The 16,603-nt window shown below is 71.0% G+C and carries 12 protein-coding genes; 5 read left to right on the top strand and 7 right to left on the bottom strand.

Going from position 1 to position 16,603, the window contains the following annotated elements; genetic code table 11:
• The first annotated feature begins 27 nt into the window (after positions 1–27).
• Complete coding sequence (locus ACQY0Z_RS33050; protein WP_439813427.1) at positions 28–2,733, top strand: cation-translocating P-type ATPase; 2,706 nt, start codon at positions 28–30, stop codon at positions 2,731–2,733.
• Positions 2,734–2,795: 62 nt separating this feature from the next.
• On the opposite strand, the gene ACQY0Z_RS33045 is transcribed toward ACQY0Z_RS33050, so the two are convergent.
• The 7 genes from ACQY0Z_RS33045 to ACQY0Z_RS33015 all read right to left on the bottom strand — a co-directional run bounded on the left by ACQY0Z_RS33045 (position 2,796) and on the right by ACQY0Z_RS33015 (position 11,790).
• A complete protein-coding gene (locus tag ACQY0Z_RS33045) occupies positions 2,796–3,428 on the bottom strand; it encodes a YceI family protein (protein ID WP_210637602.1) in 633 nt (210 codons plus the stop codon).
• Between the two features lie 175 nt (positions 3,429–3,603).
• A complete protein-coding gene (locus ACQY0Z_RS33040; RefSeq protein WP_439813426.1) occupies positions 3,604–4,518 on the bottom strand; it encodes a YceI family protein in 915 nt (304 codons plus the stop codon).
• Between the two features lie 673 nt (positions 4,519–5,191).
• Positions 5,192–6,523: a PP2C family protein-serine/threonine phosphatase gene (locus tag ACQY0Z_RS33035; RefSeq protein WP_189906034.1), complete on the bottom strand. Its 1,332-nt coding sequence runs from the start codon at positions 6,521–6,523 to the stop codon at positions 5,192–5,194.
• A 1,151-nt stretch (positions 6,524–7,674) separates the two neighbouring features.
• Positions 7,675–7,827 (bottom strand): hypothetical protein, encoded by a 153-nt coding sequence (locus tag ACQY0Z_RS33030; protein ID WP_189906032.1) that lies wholly within the window; start codon positions 7,825–7,827, stop codon positions 7,675–7,677.
• Positions 7,828–8,093: 266 nt separating this feature from the next.
• The gene (locus ACQY0Z_RS33025; RefSeq protein WP_439813425.1) at positions 8,094–8,957 is read right to left on the bottom strand and encodes an RNA-binding protein; all 864 of its coding nucleotides are present in this window, start codon (positions 8,955–8,957) and stop codon (positions 8,094–8,096) included.
• A gap of 652 nt (positions 8,958–9,609) precedes the next feature.
• Positions 9,610–10,968 carry an MFS transporter gene (locus ACQY0Z_RS33020; protein ID WP_189906028.1) on the bottom strand — a complete coding sequence of 453 codons (1,359 nt, stop codon included), beginning with the start codon at positions 10,966–10,968 and terminating at the stop codon, positions 9,610–9,612.
• Between the two features lie 156 nt (positions 10,969–11,124).
• Positions 11,125–11,790, bottom strand: a complete 666-nt coding sequence (locus ACQY0Z_RS33015; protein WP_381729504.1) for a TetR/AcrR family transcriptional regulator — start codon at positions 11,788–11,790, stop codon at positions 11,125–11,127.
• Positions 11,791–11,953: 163 nt separating this feature from the next.
• Between ACQY0Z_RS33015 and ACQY0Z_RS33010 the strand changes: the two genes are divergently transcribed.
• The 4 genes from ACQY0Z_RS33010 to ACQY0Z_RS32995 all read left to right on the top strand — a co-directional run bounded on the left by ACQY0Z_RS33010 (position 11,954) and on the right by ACQY0Z_RS32995 (position 16,523).
• Positions 11,954–12,829 carry a shikimate dehydrogenase gene (locus ACQY0Z_RS33010; RefSeq protein WP_439813424.1) on the top strand — a complete coding sequence of 292 codons (876 nt, stop codon included), beginning with the start codon at positions 11,954–11,956 and terminating at the stop codon, positions 12,827–12,829.
• 14 nt (positions 12,830–12,843) lie between these two features.
• On the top strand, positions 12,844–14,658 hold the full coding sequence (locus tag ACQY0Z_RS33005; protein ID WP_439813423.1) for a bifunctional sugar phosphate isomerase/epimerase/4-hydroxyphenylpyruvate dioxygenase family protein: 1,815 nt from the start codon (positions 12,844–12,846) through the stop codon (positions 14,656–14,658).
• A gap of 954 nt (positions 14,659–15,612) precedes the next feature.
• The gene (locus ACQY0Z_RS33000; protein WP_189906021.1) at positions 15,613–15,990 is read left to right on the top strand and encodes a DUF2267 domain-containing protein; all 378 of its coding nucleotides are present in this window, start codon (positions 15,613–15,615) and stop codon (positions 15,988–15,990) included.
• 326 nt (positions 15,991–16,316) lie between these two features.
• Positions 16,317–16,523: an ATP-dependent DNA ligase gene (locus ACQY0Z_RS32995; protein WP_381728910.1), complete on the top strand. Its 207-nt coding sequence runs from the start codon at positions 16,317–16,319 to the stop codon at positions 16,521–16,523.
• Positions 16,524–16,603: the final 80 nt, after the last annotated feature.

Below are 16,603 nucleotides of genomic sequence, written 5' to 3'. Positions count from 1 at the left end.
ACCGGCACGTCGGACCACGTGAGGCGCGTGAGCGAGCGGCCGTCCCCTCCGTACGACGGGCCACCGTCGCGCACGCCTCCGGCAGAAGGGCTGTCGTCCGCCGAGGCCGCGCGCCTGCTGACCCGCCACGGCCCGAACGCGCTCCCGGAGGAGCCGCGCACACCCGTGTGGCGGCGGGTGCTGCAGCAGCTGCGCGACCCGCTGATCCTCGTGCTGCTGGTGGCCGCGGTCCTCACGATCGCCACCGGCGACCTCTCCGACGCCGCCGTGATCCTCTTCGTCATCGTGGTCAACACCACGGTGGGCGTCGTGCAGGAGGTCCGGGCGGAACAGGCCGTACGCGCCCTGTCGGCCCTGAGCGCACCGACCGCGAGAGTCGTACGCGACGGCGCGGAACGCTCCCTTCCGGCGGCCGAGGTGGTACCCGGTGACGTCGTCCTGCTGGCCGAGGGTGACATCGTGCCCGCGGACGGCGACGTCGTGCCCGCGGACGGCGACGTCGTGGCCGCGGCGGCCCTGCTGACGGACGAGTCCTCGCTGACGGGCGAGTCCGTTCCGGTGGAGAAAGCGCCGGGCGGGGATGCCGACGGGGATGCGTCGAGGGGCAGGGTGTCGGCGGGCACGGTCGTCGTCCACGGGCGGGGCCGGGTCGTCGTCACGGCCACGGGGTCCGACAGCGCGCTGGGCCGTATCACGGGGCTGATGCGGACCGCGCCCGGTCCGACGCCGCTGCAGCGAAGGCTGGCCCAGTTCGGCCGCGTACTGGCGGCCGTGATCGTGGCGCTGTGCGCGCTGGTTCTGGCCCTGGGCCTGCTACGCGGACAGCCGGTGGAGCTGATGATCGTGGCCGCGATCAGCCTGGCGGTCGCCGCCGTCCCGGAGTCGCTGCCCGCCGTGGTCACGCTCGCGCTCGCCCTGGGGGCGCGGCGGATGGCGGACCGGCACGCGATCGTGCGCCGGCTGCCGGCGGTGGAGACGCTGGGCTCGGTCACGGTGATCGCCACCGACAAGACGGGCACGTTGACCGAGGGCCGTATGGCGGCCGAACGGCTGTGGACGCCGGCCGGGGAGGCCACGGTCTCGGGCACCGGGTACGAGCCGAGGGGCCGGGTCGTCCGGGGCGGCCGCACGGTGACGGCCGGCGACGCCCCCGACCTGGCGGCACTCCTGAGCACGGCGATGCTGTGCAACGACGCGGCGCTGGAGCCGTCGCCGCAGGGACAGCCGGGGGAGGGGCAGCCGGGGGAGGGGGAGTGGAAGGCGCTGGGCGACCCCACCGAGGCGGCCCTGCTCGTGGCGGGAGCACGGCTCGGCCTGGAGCAGGCGGCGCTGCTGCGGGAGTGGCCGCGCATCGCGGAGATCCCGTTCGACAGCGGGCGTAAACGTATGACGACGGTCCACCGCGGGCCCGACGGGACGGTCAGGGTGGCGTGCAAGGGGGCGCCGGAGGCGTTGCTCCGTCCGTCCATCCTGGCGGACGGCCCGGACCTGCTCGCCCGGGCGGCGACCCGGGCGGAGAAGCTGGCGCGGGACGGCTACCGCGTACTCGCGGTGGCCACGGCCGACCACCCGGGCGCACAAGAACCCACCGGCGCCTGGGAATCCGGCCTGACCCTGCTGGGCCTGGTCGGCATCCTGGACCCGCCGCGCACCGCGTCGGAGCCGACGATCACCGCGTGCAGGAACGCCGGCATCGTCCCCGTACTCATCACCGGCGACCATCCGCTGACGGCACGGGCGGTGGCCGCGCGCCTGGGCATCACCACGGGCCGGGACGACGAGATCACGACGGGGCAGCACATCCGGGAGGGCACCGCGGGCGCACTGAGCGACGTCCGCGTGTACGCCCGCACCACGCCGGAGCAGAAGCTGGACATCGTCGAGGCCTGGCGGGGCGCCGGCCAGGTGGTGGCGATGACGGGCGACGGGGTCAACGACGGCCCGGCCCTGCGCCGCGCCGACATCGGGGTCGCGATGGGGCGGCGCGGCACGGAGGTGGCCCGTCAGGCGGCCGACCTGGTCCTGGCCGACGACAACCCGGCCACGATCGTGTCGGCGGTCGAGGAGGGGCGCCGGGTGTACGACAACGTGCGCCGCTTCCTGCTCTACGGCCTGGCCGGCGGCATGGCCGAGATCGTGGTCATGCTCCTGGGCCCGTTCCTGGGCATGCCGCTGCCTCTGCTGCCGGCGCAGATCCTGTGGATCAACCTGCTGACGCACGGCCTGCCGGGCGTGGCCCTGGGCGCGGAGCCGGTCGCTCCCGAGGCGATGCGCCGCCCGCCCCGGCCGCCGGAGGAGAGCGTGCTGGGAGCGGGGCTGTGGCCTCGGGTCCTGCTCCTCGGGGCGTTCATCGCGGTGGTGACGCTGGTGGTCGGAGTCTGGGCGAGGGAGACGGACCGCCCCTGGCAGACGATGATCTTCCTGGTGCTGGGCGCGACCCAGATGGGCGTGGCCCTGGGCTCCCGTGTCCGCCCCGGCACACTGGCCAACCCCTTCCTCCTGGCGGCCGTGGGCACGGCCTTGGCCCTGCAGGTGGCCGGCGTGTACGTGCCGTTCCTGCAGGACCTGCTGGGCACGGAGCCGCTGTCGCCGGGCGACCTGGCGATCGCGTGCGCGCTGTCGGCGCTGGGTTATGCGGTGATGCGTGTGCAGAGGCGTTGGTGGCCGGAGCGTCACGGGGGCGTCACGCGGCCACGGAACGGGCCGTCACGGCACGCGTCCCGCGCGACGTGACCGGCCCGCGTCCCCGACCCCCCTTGAGCGGTCCTGGCGATGCCGGGGCTGCTGATGACTGCTTACGACGCCAACCGGACCGCGGAGATGTCGAACTGAAGGCGCACCTTCTCGCTCACCATGGTGCCGCCCGCCTTGAGACGCTGGTTGTAGACCAGACCCCACTCGGTGCGGTCGATCGTGGTGGTGCCGTCGAAGCCGGTCCGCTCGTAACCGAACGGATCCACGACCGAGCCGAGGTAGTCGAGCTGCAGTTCCACAGGCCGGGTGACGTCGCGGATGGTCAGATCCCCGGTCATGCGGAAGGTTTCCCCGCCCTCGTGGACGGTGGAGGTGCTCCGGAACACCATCTCCGGGTAACGGCGCGCGTCGAAGAAGTCGCGGCCGACGAGGTGCGCGTCCCGTTGTTCCACGCCGGTGTCGACGCTGGCGACCCGGATGACGAGTTCGGCCCGCGACTGGGAGGGCCGCGCCCCGTCGAAGTAGAGCGTGCTGTCGTAGTCGGTGAAGGCGCCTCGAACCGTCGTCACCATGGCGTGCCGCACGGAGAATCCGATTCGGCTGTGCGGGCGATCGATGGTCCAGTGCCCGGTCAGGGCGCGCAGCGCGGGATCGAGCGCGGGCTCCGCGGCGGCGGTGCCGAAGGCCGGGGCCGGCTCGACGACGGCGGACTGGCGACGGCTGAAGATGTTCATGCTCTTGAGCCCTTTCTCATCTGATCGCTCGGTGCTGAGGTCGGCTGTGCGGCTGCGGGACCGACTCGATGCGGGGGGTGCTCTGCGGGATCAGCCCGGAACCGTGCCCCTCTCGGGACCAAGGGGAGGCCAGGGCGGGACCGCAGCGCCCACGTCAGACGCCTCCGTGTGCGGTCTACTCCGGGGGCGTGGGGGTGTCGTGGGTGCGGTACATCGCCTGTACGTCCAGTTCCAGCTGGACGGTGGGGCCGACGACGGCGATGCCGCGGGCCAGCATGGAGCGCCAGTTGAGGGTGAAGTCCTCGCGGTGCAGTTCCGCCTTGGCGAGTGCCGCGCAGCGCAGTTCCTGGTCGTAGCCGCCGTTCACCGTCCCGAGGTAGGTGGTGCCGAGGCCGACGGACCGGCTGGTGCCGTGCATGGTGAGCGTGCCGTGCAGAGTCCACTTGGAGCCGCCGCGGTGAGCGAACCGGGTGCTGGTGAAGTCGATGTACGGGTAGCGCTCGACGTCCAGGAAGTCGGCGGAACGCAGGTGGTTGTCACGGGTGTTGTTGCCCGTGGTGATGCTGGAGGCGTCGATGCGCACCGAGACACGGGAGTCGTCCATGTTCGGCGCGATGCGGATACTGCCCTGGAAACGGGTGAACCGGCCGTGGACATGGGCCATGCCCACGTGCTTGGCGATGAACCGGATCGCGGTGTGCGGAGGGTCGAACAGCCAGGTGCCGGCTGTCGGAAGCTCCAGCTGGCGGGCGTGCTGGAGTGTGACACGCTCCGGCGCCAGGGCCACTCCGGCGGCGATGTCGAGGTTCTGGCGGGAGGGCGACAGGCCCTCGGCCATGGTCATCACGCTGTAGGAGCCCGGGGGCAGCGTCGCCATGAAGTATCCGTAGGGATCCGTGGTGCCATGGGTCACCACCCGGTGGCTGTCCAGCGCGGTCACGGTGACGTCGGCTCCGCCCAGGGGCTGTCCGAAGGGATCGACGACCTCGAAGCCGAACGCGCCCGCGGCAGGCGGCAAGGGGACCGAGAAGCTCGGTCCGGCACCGGAGCCACTGCGGGAGCGCCGCCGTCGGAGCAGGCCGAGAGCCATGGAGTTCACCTTTCTTCATGTGCATCCCCATCGCGCGGCCGGTCAACGGGTTGTGTTCGCGATCGTCAAGGATCACCGGCAACGGGTGGACGGACAGAGCGACGCGAGTCCATAGATGATCATAAAGTCGTCCGCGACCAGGTGACTCGCCCCACTGTCGACGCAGTTCAGCCTCTGGCTGGTCGATGTGGGTGCACAATTCAACACATCGACGGGTCATATCCACCCGCCTCGGCCCTGCTGCTTTGCAGGCACGCTGTGGTGAAGGGCACAACAGATGACAGCGATATTCACAAGGCGTCCGCTGTTCCGTCACGGGCCTGACGCAGGAGGCGGGCAGCGCGTGAAGGTGCCGGCTGGGCAGGCGTGGTGACAGGCGCGGCCGAGCCGGCCCCCGGGCCGCCACGCGCCGGCCCGAAAGACCGTCCACGACCGGGGCCAGGCATGGCAGCCCGAACCAGCGCCACCGGGACGGGAGGGAGGACCGGACGGCGGGTTGGGGCTGGTCCTCAACCCTCAACGCCCGCTGATGGACGCCGCGGTGAACCAGCTGCGTCCGCAAGATTTCGAGGCCCTTCCCCCTCCTCGGTTCGCCCGGTCTCGCCGGCAAGGCGTGGGGGGCGAGCGGCTCGCCCCCCGGCCGGTAGTGCATGTGTGTCCCCCCCGGCGGGGGTCAACTGTGGTCCGGGCTCGGGGAGATGCGGGCGGCGAGGAGTGCGACGTCGTCCTCGAACGTTCCGGCGCGGGCGCTGATGAGGGCGTCGACGAGGTCGGGGAGGGATTCGCCGACACGGGTGGCTGCGATGCCGGCGGCTTCGGCCATGCCGGCGTCGAGGGATGCGCCGCGCTGTTCGACCAGGCCGTCGGTGTGCAGCAGCACGGTGGTTCCAGCAGGGAGGTGCTGTTCGTGGTCGCGGCGGGGGATGTCGGGGTCGACGCCGAGCGGCAGGCCGGTGTCGGCGTGCAGGTAGGAGGCTTCGTGGCCCGGGGTGACCAGGAGAGGAGGAAGGTGGCCGGCGCTGGCCCATCGCAGGCGGCGGCCGGTGCCCTCGGGTTCGAGACGGGCGATGATGACGGTGGCCATCGGGCCGCCGTGCAGTTCGTGCAGGACGGAGTCCAGGCGGTGCAGGATGCGGCTGGGCGGTTGCTGCTGGTCGAAGGCGATGACCCGGAGCATGTTGCTGATCTGGCTCATCGCTGCCGCGGCGGGGACGCCGTGCCCCATGACGTCGCCGAGTATCAGGCACGGCACGCGATCGGGCATCCGGATGAAGTCGTACCAGTCACCCCCGACCCGCGGCGCCTCGGTGGACGGCTGGTAGTACGCGTGCAGCTCCAGGCCGTCCACACTCGGCGTCTGCGGTAGTAGGCGCCGCTGGAAATCCTCGATCCCTCGGCACAGCCGCTCGTACAGGCGTGCGTTCTCGATCGCCACACCGGCCGCACTCGCCAGACCGGTGACGACGGCCTCGTCGTCGTCCGTGAACGCGCCGCCGCCGGCCTTGTCCGTCAGGTAGAGGTTTCCGTAGACCGTGTTGCGGACCCGGATGGGCACCCCCAGCAGGGTGGTCATCCGCGGGTGGCCCTCGGGGAAACCGGCGGCCTGGGGGTGCTTCGCCAGGTCCTGCACGCGCAGCGGCCGGGGATCACGCACCAGGGTGCCGAGCAGACCGGTGCCGTGCGGGAGGGTGCCGCCGAGACAAGCGGTCAGGTCCGCGCCGACCCCGGACGTGAGCAGGTCCGTGAACCCGCCGTCCGGCCCGAGGACGCCCAGGGCCCCGTAGCGGGCGCCGACCAGGCGCCGCGCGGTGCCGATGATTTTGTGCAGGACGAGGTTGAGGTCCAGCTCCCGACTGATCAGAAGGACCGCGTTCAGCAGATCCTGCACCCGCCCGTGCGCTTGGGGGACCTGCTGAAGGTCCTGCGCCAGCTGGTCCAGATTCTTCTCGTTCAGGCCGTTCGTCGGCGGGACGAAGTCGTCATGGCTCTTGTCCTGCGGGCTCATGCGCCGCTCCTTCCTTCGCATACGGGTGAAGCCCTGCCTGCTGCCTTCGCGAGGGCCCGGCCCGCACACGCCACCGCCCGGAACCGTGCCAAGGAGGGAGCGGGTGCGGATCAGGTCTCGCTGCACGGCGATGGGCGACTACGGCAAGATCAATCGCAGCGGTCATGGTCGGCGGCCCGTAGACCACGGCGAGCATCGCCAGACAATCGATGTTGGGTTCCTCCGCCTTCTCGTGCCGGCGGCGGTCCGTGCCACCACTGATCTCCCGCGCTGCGGTGTCGACGGCGGGCCAGTAGCGGCAGTCGCCGTAGCGCAGCCACGGCCCGGACCTTCACACGCCCGCCCCGCGTCAGGTGATCAGGTTCTCCGACACCCGGGAACAGATCGTGACCACGGGGAGGCAGCCGGTCGGCCCCATCGTCGATCACGCATGTCTTTCCTCCTTGGCGACCAGTGCCTTCCACGCGTGTGGAGAAGCCGGCCCCTTCCACGCTGAAGGGTCATACGTCCCGTCGCGGCGAGCAGAGGGGTGTGCGGGTGGACGAGGGCCTGAACCTGGGGCGGCCACGCCATGTCGTGGGCCGCACCGACTGTGATGAGCGCGCCGTTCCCGCTCGGATCGTCCACAGCCCCGGCGGGAAGCGTTTCAGTTGTGATGCCCCGATCCGCCCGCCGGGCCGCGATACTCCTGGACGGCCAGGGGAAACCGGCTCACCCGACCACCGCAGTCGGTGTGCCGACTCCCTGGAAACGCGGAGGAGCCACGCTCATGTTCATCAGTTTCCCCCACCATCCCTCGTGCAGCGACTCACTGCCTCGTGTGGATCTCCGCCGCACGGCGGCTGTACGCGGGGTCGCCGAGGACCGCCGGCTGCGGCCGGCCGGATACGAGTTCTACCGTTTCGGTGGCCGGGAACTCACCCAGCCCCACGCCGAACGGCTGGTGGGGGCACGGCACCGGATGCCTGCCTCCTGGACCGGCGTCATCTCACCGTGGGTTGCTGCGCGGTCGAGGCGAAACATCGGGCGCCCGATGTTTCAGACAGCCGGTGAGGCCCCGCACAGCGCAGAGGGCCCCGGACACCGAAGTGCCCAGGGTCCTCAGTCGCGTGGACGCACAGCTGCCCGGACCGCCGACCATGACCGCAGCCTCATCCGCGCCGCATCTCGACGTCGTACACCGCGAGCAGTTCGACCGATGCCTCAGATGCCTCCAGCCGCCTCGTAGGCGTGACGGGCCGCGCGACAGCTGTCCCGCCGCCCAGCAGCCCGACGCCCGGGCGGATGACGACGGTTGGGTACACGCCCGCGGTGCCGGGGTGGGTGATTTCTTCAAGGCGAAGCCGAGACAGACACGGTGCCGACGGCTCTCTGCCGCGCCAGGGTGGCACTCGCAATAGCCTCGTTCGGCATCTCTCCCTCAGGGATGCGGAGTTCGCTTTTTCTGGGGGCGCGGAGACCGGACGCGTAGGATGCGCCGAACGTCGACACGGCCGTTGCGGTGATGGATCACCCGCGGAGCCAGGCAGCAGCGTTGGGCCGACCCGTGGACAGGACATGGCGAACCAGGTCACCACCTGGCGCGCAGCACGCCGTCACTGTCAGGTAGAGCAACGTGGAACAGGGGGTGACGCTCCTCGACGGCCAGGGGCAGGGTGCAGGCCGCCCTCGCGCCTGCCGCCAAAGTGGTGAGCTGATGGTGGTGGGTCTCATCGACGGTCACATGGCGAATCGTTCCGTTCGCCGCCTCCCAGACGAAGTCCACGGACTCGTCCTCGGGCAGCGCGGCAAGGACTGCATCGACATCAGGGGTGAGGTCGGGCCAGACGGTCAGGAGAGCGCGTGGGCCGAGCGCGGCGCGGACGCTATCGAGGTTGTTCTCGGTGAGACGGTGCCAGCGGGTGGCGTTGCGGAGGTAGGTCTCCTCCACGAGGAGCATCCGCGGTGCGGCCAGTTCAGCGCGTACTCGTTCCCAGAACTCCTCGTCCGCAGCCTGTGTCACCTCTGGTTCCTCAAGGTCTGCGTCGTAGGGCGAGGACGTGATCGGTTCCGCGAACAGGCCCAGCTCGCGGGTCCGGACGACGGCTGCTTCGCACGGCTGGTCGCTGCCGACGTACACATACTGATCCCACCCGACGTGCACGGTGAACGTGCGCTGCTGCTCCAGCCGGCACCAGGCGCCCCGGTCACGGAGCATGGCCCGGACCAGCTCCGGCGCGACCGGCACCGAGACCACGGCACCGTCGTAGTAGCCGGTGAGGCCGTGCGGGAACAGCTCAGCGAGGCCATGCCCGTCAACCGGCGTCTCCAGGCCGAAGTTGACGAAGCCGGTGACCTCCGGTTCACGGATCTCCAGCCGGTCGATGCCCGACTCCTGCGCGAAGGCGGCGATCGCCTCCAAGTAAGACGCCTCGACCGGCCCGTGGTCGCTCACCGTGTCCTCAGCGCCGTTGCAGTGCCCACGCTCGTCGCGGTCGGCAGGGCTGTACTTGGTTGTCCGGAAGGCGAAGGACGGCGGCACGCTGCTCCCTGGACTGTGGGAAGGGGATGTCAGCGTAGTTCGTGACAACGGCCTGCCGGGTTCCTGCCATGACCTCCACCGTCAACCCACTCGGCATGAAGGCGTACGCCTGTCCCGCGTAGTCACGACAGCCGGAGCTTTCGAGCCGGCCTCCGTGAAGCCCGCCCACACATGACCGGGACGCTGACGCACGCGCCAACAGAAGAGCCGGACTGCCTGCACAACGCGGGGACAGAACCGCTCCTCCGGGCCACCGCACGGAGCGTCACCGGCAACTCGCTCGCGAACTGTCGTGCTGCGTCACAGCGCCCCCGGTGCCCGCCTCGCCTCGCCGGCGTGTTTGAACCAGCGCTCCGCCGTCGCGGTGGCTCGAAACGCCCGGCGCACCCCTCGGTCGCCGAGCGCGCGGCGGCCGGTTCCGTCGTCGCCGGACCCCGCACGTACGATCCACTCCGCTCGGTCCGCACGCCCGGGCCCTGACGACTGTCGCCCGCGAGGTCGGCAGACCCCAGGGCGACCGCCTGAGCCCGGCCGCCGACTCGAGCCGGCGGCCGGGCGGACGGCGTCAGGCCGTCACGGTCTCCGGCTCTGCCGCGTTCCGGCGGGCCGGCTTGCCAAGCTCCTCCGTGGAGACCTTGTGGGTTTCGCGGGCCGAGAGCGCGGCGATCACCGGCGGGACGCACAGCGCCGCCGTGAACAGCGCCACCGCGAGCCAGTTGTCGCCGTCCGGACCCGCGATCTGCGCGGCGAAGGTGACCGCGAACCCGGCCACCGCGAAGCCGATCTGCGTGCCGATCGCCACGCCGGACAGCCTGACCCGGGTGGAGAACATCTCCCCGTAGAAGGCGGGCCACACGCCGTTCGCGGCGCTGTAGACGACGCCGAAGGCGACGATGCCGGTCAGGAACGTCAGCGGGTAGGAGCCGGTGGAGATCGCCCACAGGTACAGGAACATCGTCACCGCGCTGCCGACCGCGCCGATCAGGTACACCGGACGCCGGCCGATCCGGTCGGACAGCATCGCCCACAGCGGAATCGCGGCGAGCGCGGCGACGTTGGCGAGGGCGCCCACCCACAGCATCGCCGTACGGGACATGCCGACCGTGTCACTCGTGGCGTACGCCAGTGCCCACACCGTGAAAATCGTGCTGACCGAGGCGATGAGCGCACCCGCGACCACCCGCAGGACGTCCGCCCAGTGATCGCGCGCCAGCACGGCCAGCGGCATCTTCGCGACACCCTCCGTGACGGCCTGCTGGGCGAAGGCCGGCGTCTCGTCGAGCTTGCGGCGGATGACGTAACCGACGATCGCGACCAGGACGCTCAGCCAGAACGGCACGCGCCAGCCCCAGGCCAGCAGGTGCTCCTCCGGAAGAGCGGCGACGGGCAGGAAGACCAGGGTGGCGAGCAGTTGGCCGCCCTGCGTGCCGCTGAGGGTGAAGCTGGTGTAGAAGCCGCGTTTGTGCGCCGGAGCGTGTTCCAGGGTCATGGAGTTGGCGCTGGCCTGCTCGCCGGCCGCTGATATGCCCTGCAGGACACGGCACAGCACCAGCAGGACCGGGGCCAGGGTGCCGACCTGGTCGCGGGTGGGCAGACAGCCGATGACGAAGGTCGACACGCCCATGAGGATCAGCGTGAACACCATGATCTTCTTGCGGCCCATGCGGTCGCCGATGTGGCCGAGGAAGAACGCGCCGACCGGGCGGGCGGCATACGCGACTCCGAAGGTGGCCAGCGACAGCAGGGTCGCGGTGGCCGGGTCGGACTCGTCGAAGAAGACGTCGGGAAAGATCAGCGCGGCCGCGCTGCCGTAGATGAAGAAGTCGTAGTACTCGAGCGCGCTGCCGATCCAGGCGGCCAGTGCCGCCTTCTTCGGCTGACCGGGCGGTGCGGCGTCGTGGGGCGCGGAGGCGGGGACTGACACGCCGTGCTCCTTCGGGGGGCTCCACCGTGGGTGGAGAGAGCGGAGGGTTGAGGCACGCTAATTAACCCACTGGGTAGTTAGTCGCGGCTGGGAAGGGATGTTGCGCGTAGGTTTCCCACCTGTCAAGAGGTCCCGCCGCCCCCGCTGCCGGGCTGCTCAGACCGCCGTACGCTCCGCCGTCAGGTAGGCGATCACCATGTCGCCCAGCATCGCCCGGTAGTGATCCCGCTGCTCCGGGGCGACCAGATCGCGGCCGAACAGGGCACCGAAGGTGTGCCGGTTGGCGACGCGGAAGAAGCAGAAGGAGCTGATCATGGCGTGCAGGTCGACCGCGTCGACGTCGGCCCTGAAAAGGCCGGTGCGCTGCCCCTCCTCCAGGATGCGGCGGATCACGTCAAGTGCCGGGGAGCCGATGCTGGCCAGCATCTCCGAGGATGCGATGTGCGCGGCGTCGTGGATGTTCTCGATGCTGACCAGGCGGATGAAGTCGGGGTGCCGCTCATGGTGGTCGAAGGTCAGTTCGGCCAGGCGCCGGATGGCGGCCACCGGGTCCAGGTGGTCGACGTCGAGTTCCTGCTCGGCTTCCCGGATCACGCCGTACGCCCGCTCCAGCACGGCCGTGAACAGTTGTTCTTTGCCGCCGAAGTAGTAGTAGATCATCCGTTTCGTGGTGCGGGTCTGTGCGGCGATCTCGTCGACACGGGCCCCGTCGTAGCCGGCCCGGGCGAACTCCCGCGTCGCGACGTCGAGGATCTCGGCCTGGGTGCGGGCGGCGTCGCGTGTGCGCGCGCCGGTTCGTGCCGGTTCGTCGACGCTGGTCATCAGGTTCCTTCGGCTGCGGGCGGGGCCTGTCGGTGATTGTAGAAGGCTCCTACTTTTCCCTGCCTTCTTCCCGTCGGATGCGACCTCCTGATATGACTAACGTACTGGTTCGTACATTAACCGCCCGGGTGCCAGCCCGAGCCGTTCAGGAGGTCGTTCCCCGGTGGCCAAGGACTCGTATCTCGTCGGACTGATCGGTTCCGGCATCGGCCCGTCGCTCAGCCCCGCACTGCACGAGCGGGAGGCCGACCGGCAGGGTCTGCGCTACGTGTACCGGCTGATCGACATCGACGCCCTCGTTGTCCCGCCCGAAGCCGTGGGCGACCTGCTGCGCGCCGCCCGGGACCTGGGCTTCGACGGCCTGAACATCACCCACCCGTGCAAGCAGCACGTCATCGGGCACCTGGACGCCCTCGCTCCGCAGGCGGAGGCGCTCGGAGCCGTCAATACCGTCGTCTTCGACGACGACGGCCGCACCACCGGCCACAACACCGACGTCACCGGCTTCGCCGCGTCCTTCGCCCGCGGACTGCCCGACGCACCCCTGGAGCGGATCGTGCAGCTCGGTGCGGGCGGCGCGGGCGCGGCCGTCGCCCACGCCACGCTCAACCTCGGCGCCGGCCACGTCACCGTCGTCGATGCCGTGCCCGACCGGGCCGCCGGCCTCGCCGCCTCGCTGAACCGGCACTTCGGACACGGCCGCGCCGCCCACGCCGCCGCCGACCGGCTCCCCGGGCTGCTGACCACCGCCGACGGCATCGTCCACGCCACCCCCACCGGCATGGCCGCACACCCCGGGCTGCCGCTGCCCGCCGAACTTCTCCATCCCGGGCTGTGGGTCGCCGAGGTCGTCTACCGCCCACTGGAGACCGAACTGCTGCGCACCGCACGCGCCCGGGGCTGCAGGACGCTCGACGGCGGCGGCATGGCCGTCTTCCAGGCCGCGGACGCGTTCCAGCTCTTCACCGGGCGGGAAGCGGACGCCGCTCGGATGCTCGCCGACATCACCGACCTGACCGGCGCCGTGGGCGCGAAGTAGGAAGAGGCACCGACATGCGCACGTCCATCGCCACCGTCTCCCTCAGCGGCTCCCTCACCGAAAAGCTCACGGCCGCCTCCCGGGCCGGCTTCGACGGCGTCGAGATCTTCGAGAACGACCTGCTGGCCTCCTCCCTCACGCCTGAGGAGATCCGCGCCCGCTGCGCCGACCTCGGACTCACCATCGACCTCTACCAGCCCATGCGGGACGTCGAGGCACTGCCCGAGGAGGACTTCGCCCGCGCCCTGCGCCGCGCCCGGCACAAGTTCGAGCTGATGGGCAGGCTCGGCGCGGACACCGTCCTGGTGTGCTCCAGCGTCTCCCCGCAAGCCCTGGACGACGACGCCCTCGCCGCCGAGCAACTCGGCAGGCTGGCCGACCTGGCCCAGGACCACGGCATCCGCGTCGCCTACGAGGCGCTCGCATGGGGCCGGCACATCAACACCTACGACCATGCCTGGCGCGTCGTCGAGGCCGCCGGGCACCCTTCGCTCGGCACCTGCCTGGACAGCTTCCACATCCTGTCCCGGTACGGCGACCCGAAGGACATCGAGGGGATCGAGGACATCCCCGGCGACAAGATCTTCTTCCTCCAGCTGGCCGACGCCCCGCTGCTGGGAATGGACCTCCTGCAGTGGAGCCGCCACTACCGCTGCTTCCCCGGCCAGGGCGGCTTCGACCTCGCCGGACTGCTGCGGCACGTCCTGCGCGCCGGGTACACAGGGCCCCTCTCCCTGGAAGTCTTCAACGACGTCTTCCGGCAGTCCGACGCCGGGCCCACCGCCGTGGACGCCCGGCGCTCCCTGCTGGTCCTCCAGGAACAGGTCGGCATCGCCGCACCGCCCGCACCCACCACGCCCACCGGGGTCGCCTTCGCCGAACTGGTCACGCCCGACGCCGCCCCCGTCTCGGCCGTGCTCGGCGCGCTGGGCTTCGCCCGGACCGCCCGGCACCGGAGCAAGCCCGTCGACCTGTGGCAGCGGGGCGACGCCCGCATCCTGGTCAACACCGGACCGGCCGAGCGCCGCGAGGGCACCCGGCTGGCCGCCGTCGGCCTGGAGACACCCGATCCCGCCGCCACGGCCCACCGCGCCGAGGCCCTGCTGGCACCGGTGCTGCCACGCCGCCGGAGTCCCGAGGACGCCCCGCTGGAAGCGGTCGCCGCACCCGACGGCACGGAGCTGTTCTTCTGCGCCACCGGACACCCCCGACTGCCCGACTGGCGAGCGGACTTCGGATACGTCGAGGGTGCCGGGTCCACTCCCGACGATGACGCCCGGTGGCGCGTCGACCATCTCTCCCTCACCCAGCCCTGGCACCAGTTCGACGAAGCGGTGCTCTTCCACCGCGCCGTCCTCGGGCTGCGGCCGCAGGAGAGCGTGGACGTCGCCGACCCCTACGGCCTGCTGCGCAGCCGCGCCGTCACCACCGACGACGGCGCCGTCCGCATCGTGCTGACCGTCGGCGCGGCACCCGTCGACGACACCGCGCACGCTCAGCACATCGCGCTGGCCACCGATGACGTGGTCGGCGCCGCCCGCGCCTACCGTGCGGCCGGGGGCAGGCTGCTGCCGATCCCCGACAACTACTACGCCGACCTCGCGGCCCGCTTCGAGTTCGCCGACGGCGAGCTGGAGACGTACCAGGAGCTGGGCATCCTCTACGACCGCGACGCGCAGGGCACCTTCCGTCACTGCTACACGCACACCGTCGGCCGGGTCTTCTTCGAGCTCGTCCAGCGGGAAGGCGCCTACCGGGGTTACGGCGCCCCGAACGCACCGGTGCGGCTGGCCGCGCAACACGCGGCACGCGGATTCACCGGAGCCTGAAGACGCCGCCCACCGGGCGTTGATCGCATCCACCGGGCTCCGTAAGCCCAGTCAGGCAGCCACGGTTGCGGGCCGGCCGGGCATCCTCGCGCCCCCTTCTGTCCCACCTGGCAGCTCCACCCACACCCGCCGCGAGCTACCCGGGCCGTGGTGCTCGCAGCCCTCAGGCCCGGGCGGCGCGCAGCGGCTCGCCCCACTTCCGCACGGCCACCTTGTCGCAGTGTTCGCACAGCGGGGAGCGGGCGCCGTGGCCGTACCAGTCGGCGCACGATCTGGTTCCTCGTTCCGCACGCCACCACCACGTTTATGCGGTCGCTCCGTCCGTGACGCCACGCTCGGCGCCGACAAGATCGCGCCGCCGAAGTCTTCCCACTTGCTCCAAGTGCCCATACTTCCAGGGCGTCCCCTTGTTGTGCTGTCTGCCGGCACGGTGTGCCACCGGGGTCCCGGTCGTGGACCCCGCACAGCAAGGCTGCGCAGTGCACAGCGGGGCCAGGCACACAAGTGGAGCGGTCGATTCAGATGAGTGAACATGCCAGTAAAACGAGCACCAGCCGCGCAGCCCCCACCGCCCGGGCGGCTGCGCGCAGGTCCGCCGCGATCTCGGGGAGCGTCGCCGGGACCCGGGAGGGCCGCCACGCCGGCCGCCGCATGCATGCCGGCCGAGGGAACAACGGCACAGCGCCCTGACGCGCATCAGGCAGACCGCCGACGGTGCCCCCTGTGTCGTGGCGGAAACCGTCTGCCTTGTGCTCGGAGGTCCATGGAGCCCACCGCATTTCCGCCCGTCGGGAGCAGGCAGGGTGCGGCCCGCATCCGGAGCATGGAAATGGCTTCTGCTGAGACGCACGCACCGCGTGACGCGCGTCAGCCCTCCACGCACGACGCACCCCTTCAGCGGCTGCCTCAGGTCCCACGCCAGGGAGTTGAAAAGCTTCGGAAAGGGAACGGCATATGGACTACAACACCTTCATCGACACCATCCACCGGCGTGCCCCTGTCCCCCCGGAGAAGGCGGAGCGCCTCACCCGGGCCACCCTGGAAACCCTGGCCGAGCGGCTCACCCGGGGTGAGGCGGAGGACCTCGCGTCCGAACTGCCCAAGCCGCTGCAGGAACCGCTGGTCTCTCCCACTCCGCAGGCCGAGTCCTTCGGACTCGAAGAGTTCATCAATCGCGTGAGCAGCCGAGCAGACGTGAGCCCGCACGAGGCCCGCGAGGGCGTACGGGCGGAACTGAACACCCTGAGGGACGCGGTCAGTGATGGCGAGTTCCGCCAGGTGATGTCCCAACTGCCCCGGGACTTCGAGGCTCTCGTCGACGCACCTGGCTAGCAGGAGCCGTGACCGACGAGGTCGGCGCCCGGGCCTGCTCGGCTCGCTGCGCCGGGCTCAGCCCGAGGTCGGAGCCCCCTTCCACGGGGTGTGGCCGTGTGGCTAGCACATCGCAGAATCGAATGATGAGCGATGTCAAGGGGTCGTCGCGTCTCGCGCTGCTCCGCTTCCTGGAGGAGGTCGTGCCCGCACTGCCGCCCGGACTCCGAACTCGGCTATGTGGACGGCTGACCCCCTGCGGGGAAGCGCGCGCTCATGTGGACCCTGCCTGAGCCGATGCTCGCCGCCGCCCCGGCCCCACCGTTCCCCCGGAATGGGCGGCCGAGGTGAAGTTCGACGGATGGCGCGCGCAGTTGTCCTGGAACCGCGGAAACCTCGTCCCGCGCTCCCGGCAGGGCACACCGCTCGCCGACGCGTTCCCCGAACTGCGCGCGGCCGCCGCGCAGCTCCCGGACCGTACAGTCCTCGACGGGGAGCTCATCGTCTGGGAAGGCGGACGGCTGGCGTTCGAGCGGCTCCTCGACCGACCCTAGGGCCCCGTGCGACATGGAGGTTTCGGCGTTCCAGGTCGTTCCGCTGAGGCCGGGGCCGTGCCGGATTGCTGTCCTCGTCC

Origin of the sequence: Streptomyces sp. P9-2, assembly GCF_051903975.1 — a bacterium.
In the GTDB taxonomy this organism is placed as follows: domain Bacteria; phylum Actinomycetota; class Actinomycetes; order Streptomycetales; family Streptomycetaceae; genus Streptomyces; species Streptomyces cellulosae.
This window is presented reverse-complemented; position numbering and strand designations above follow the sequence as displayed.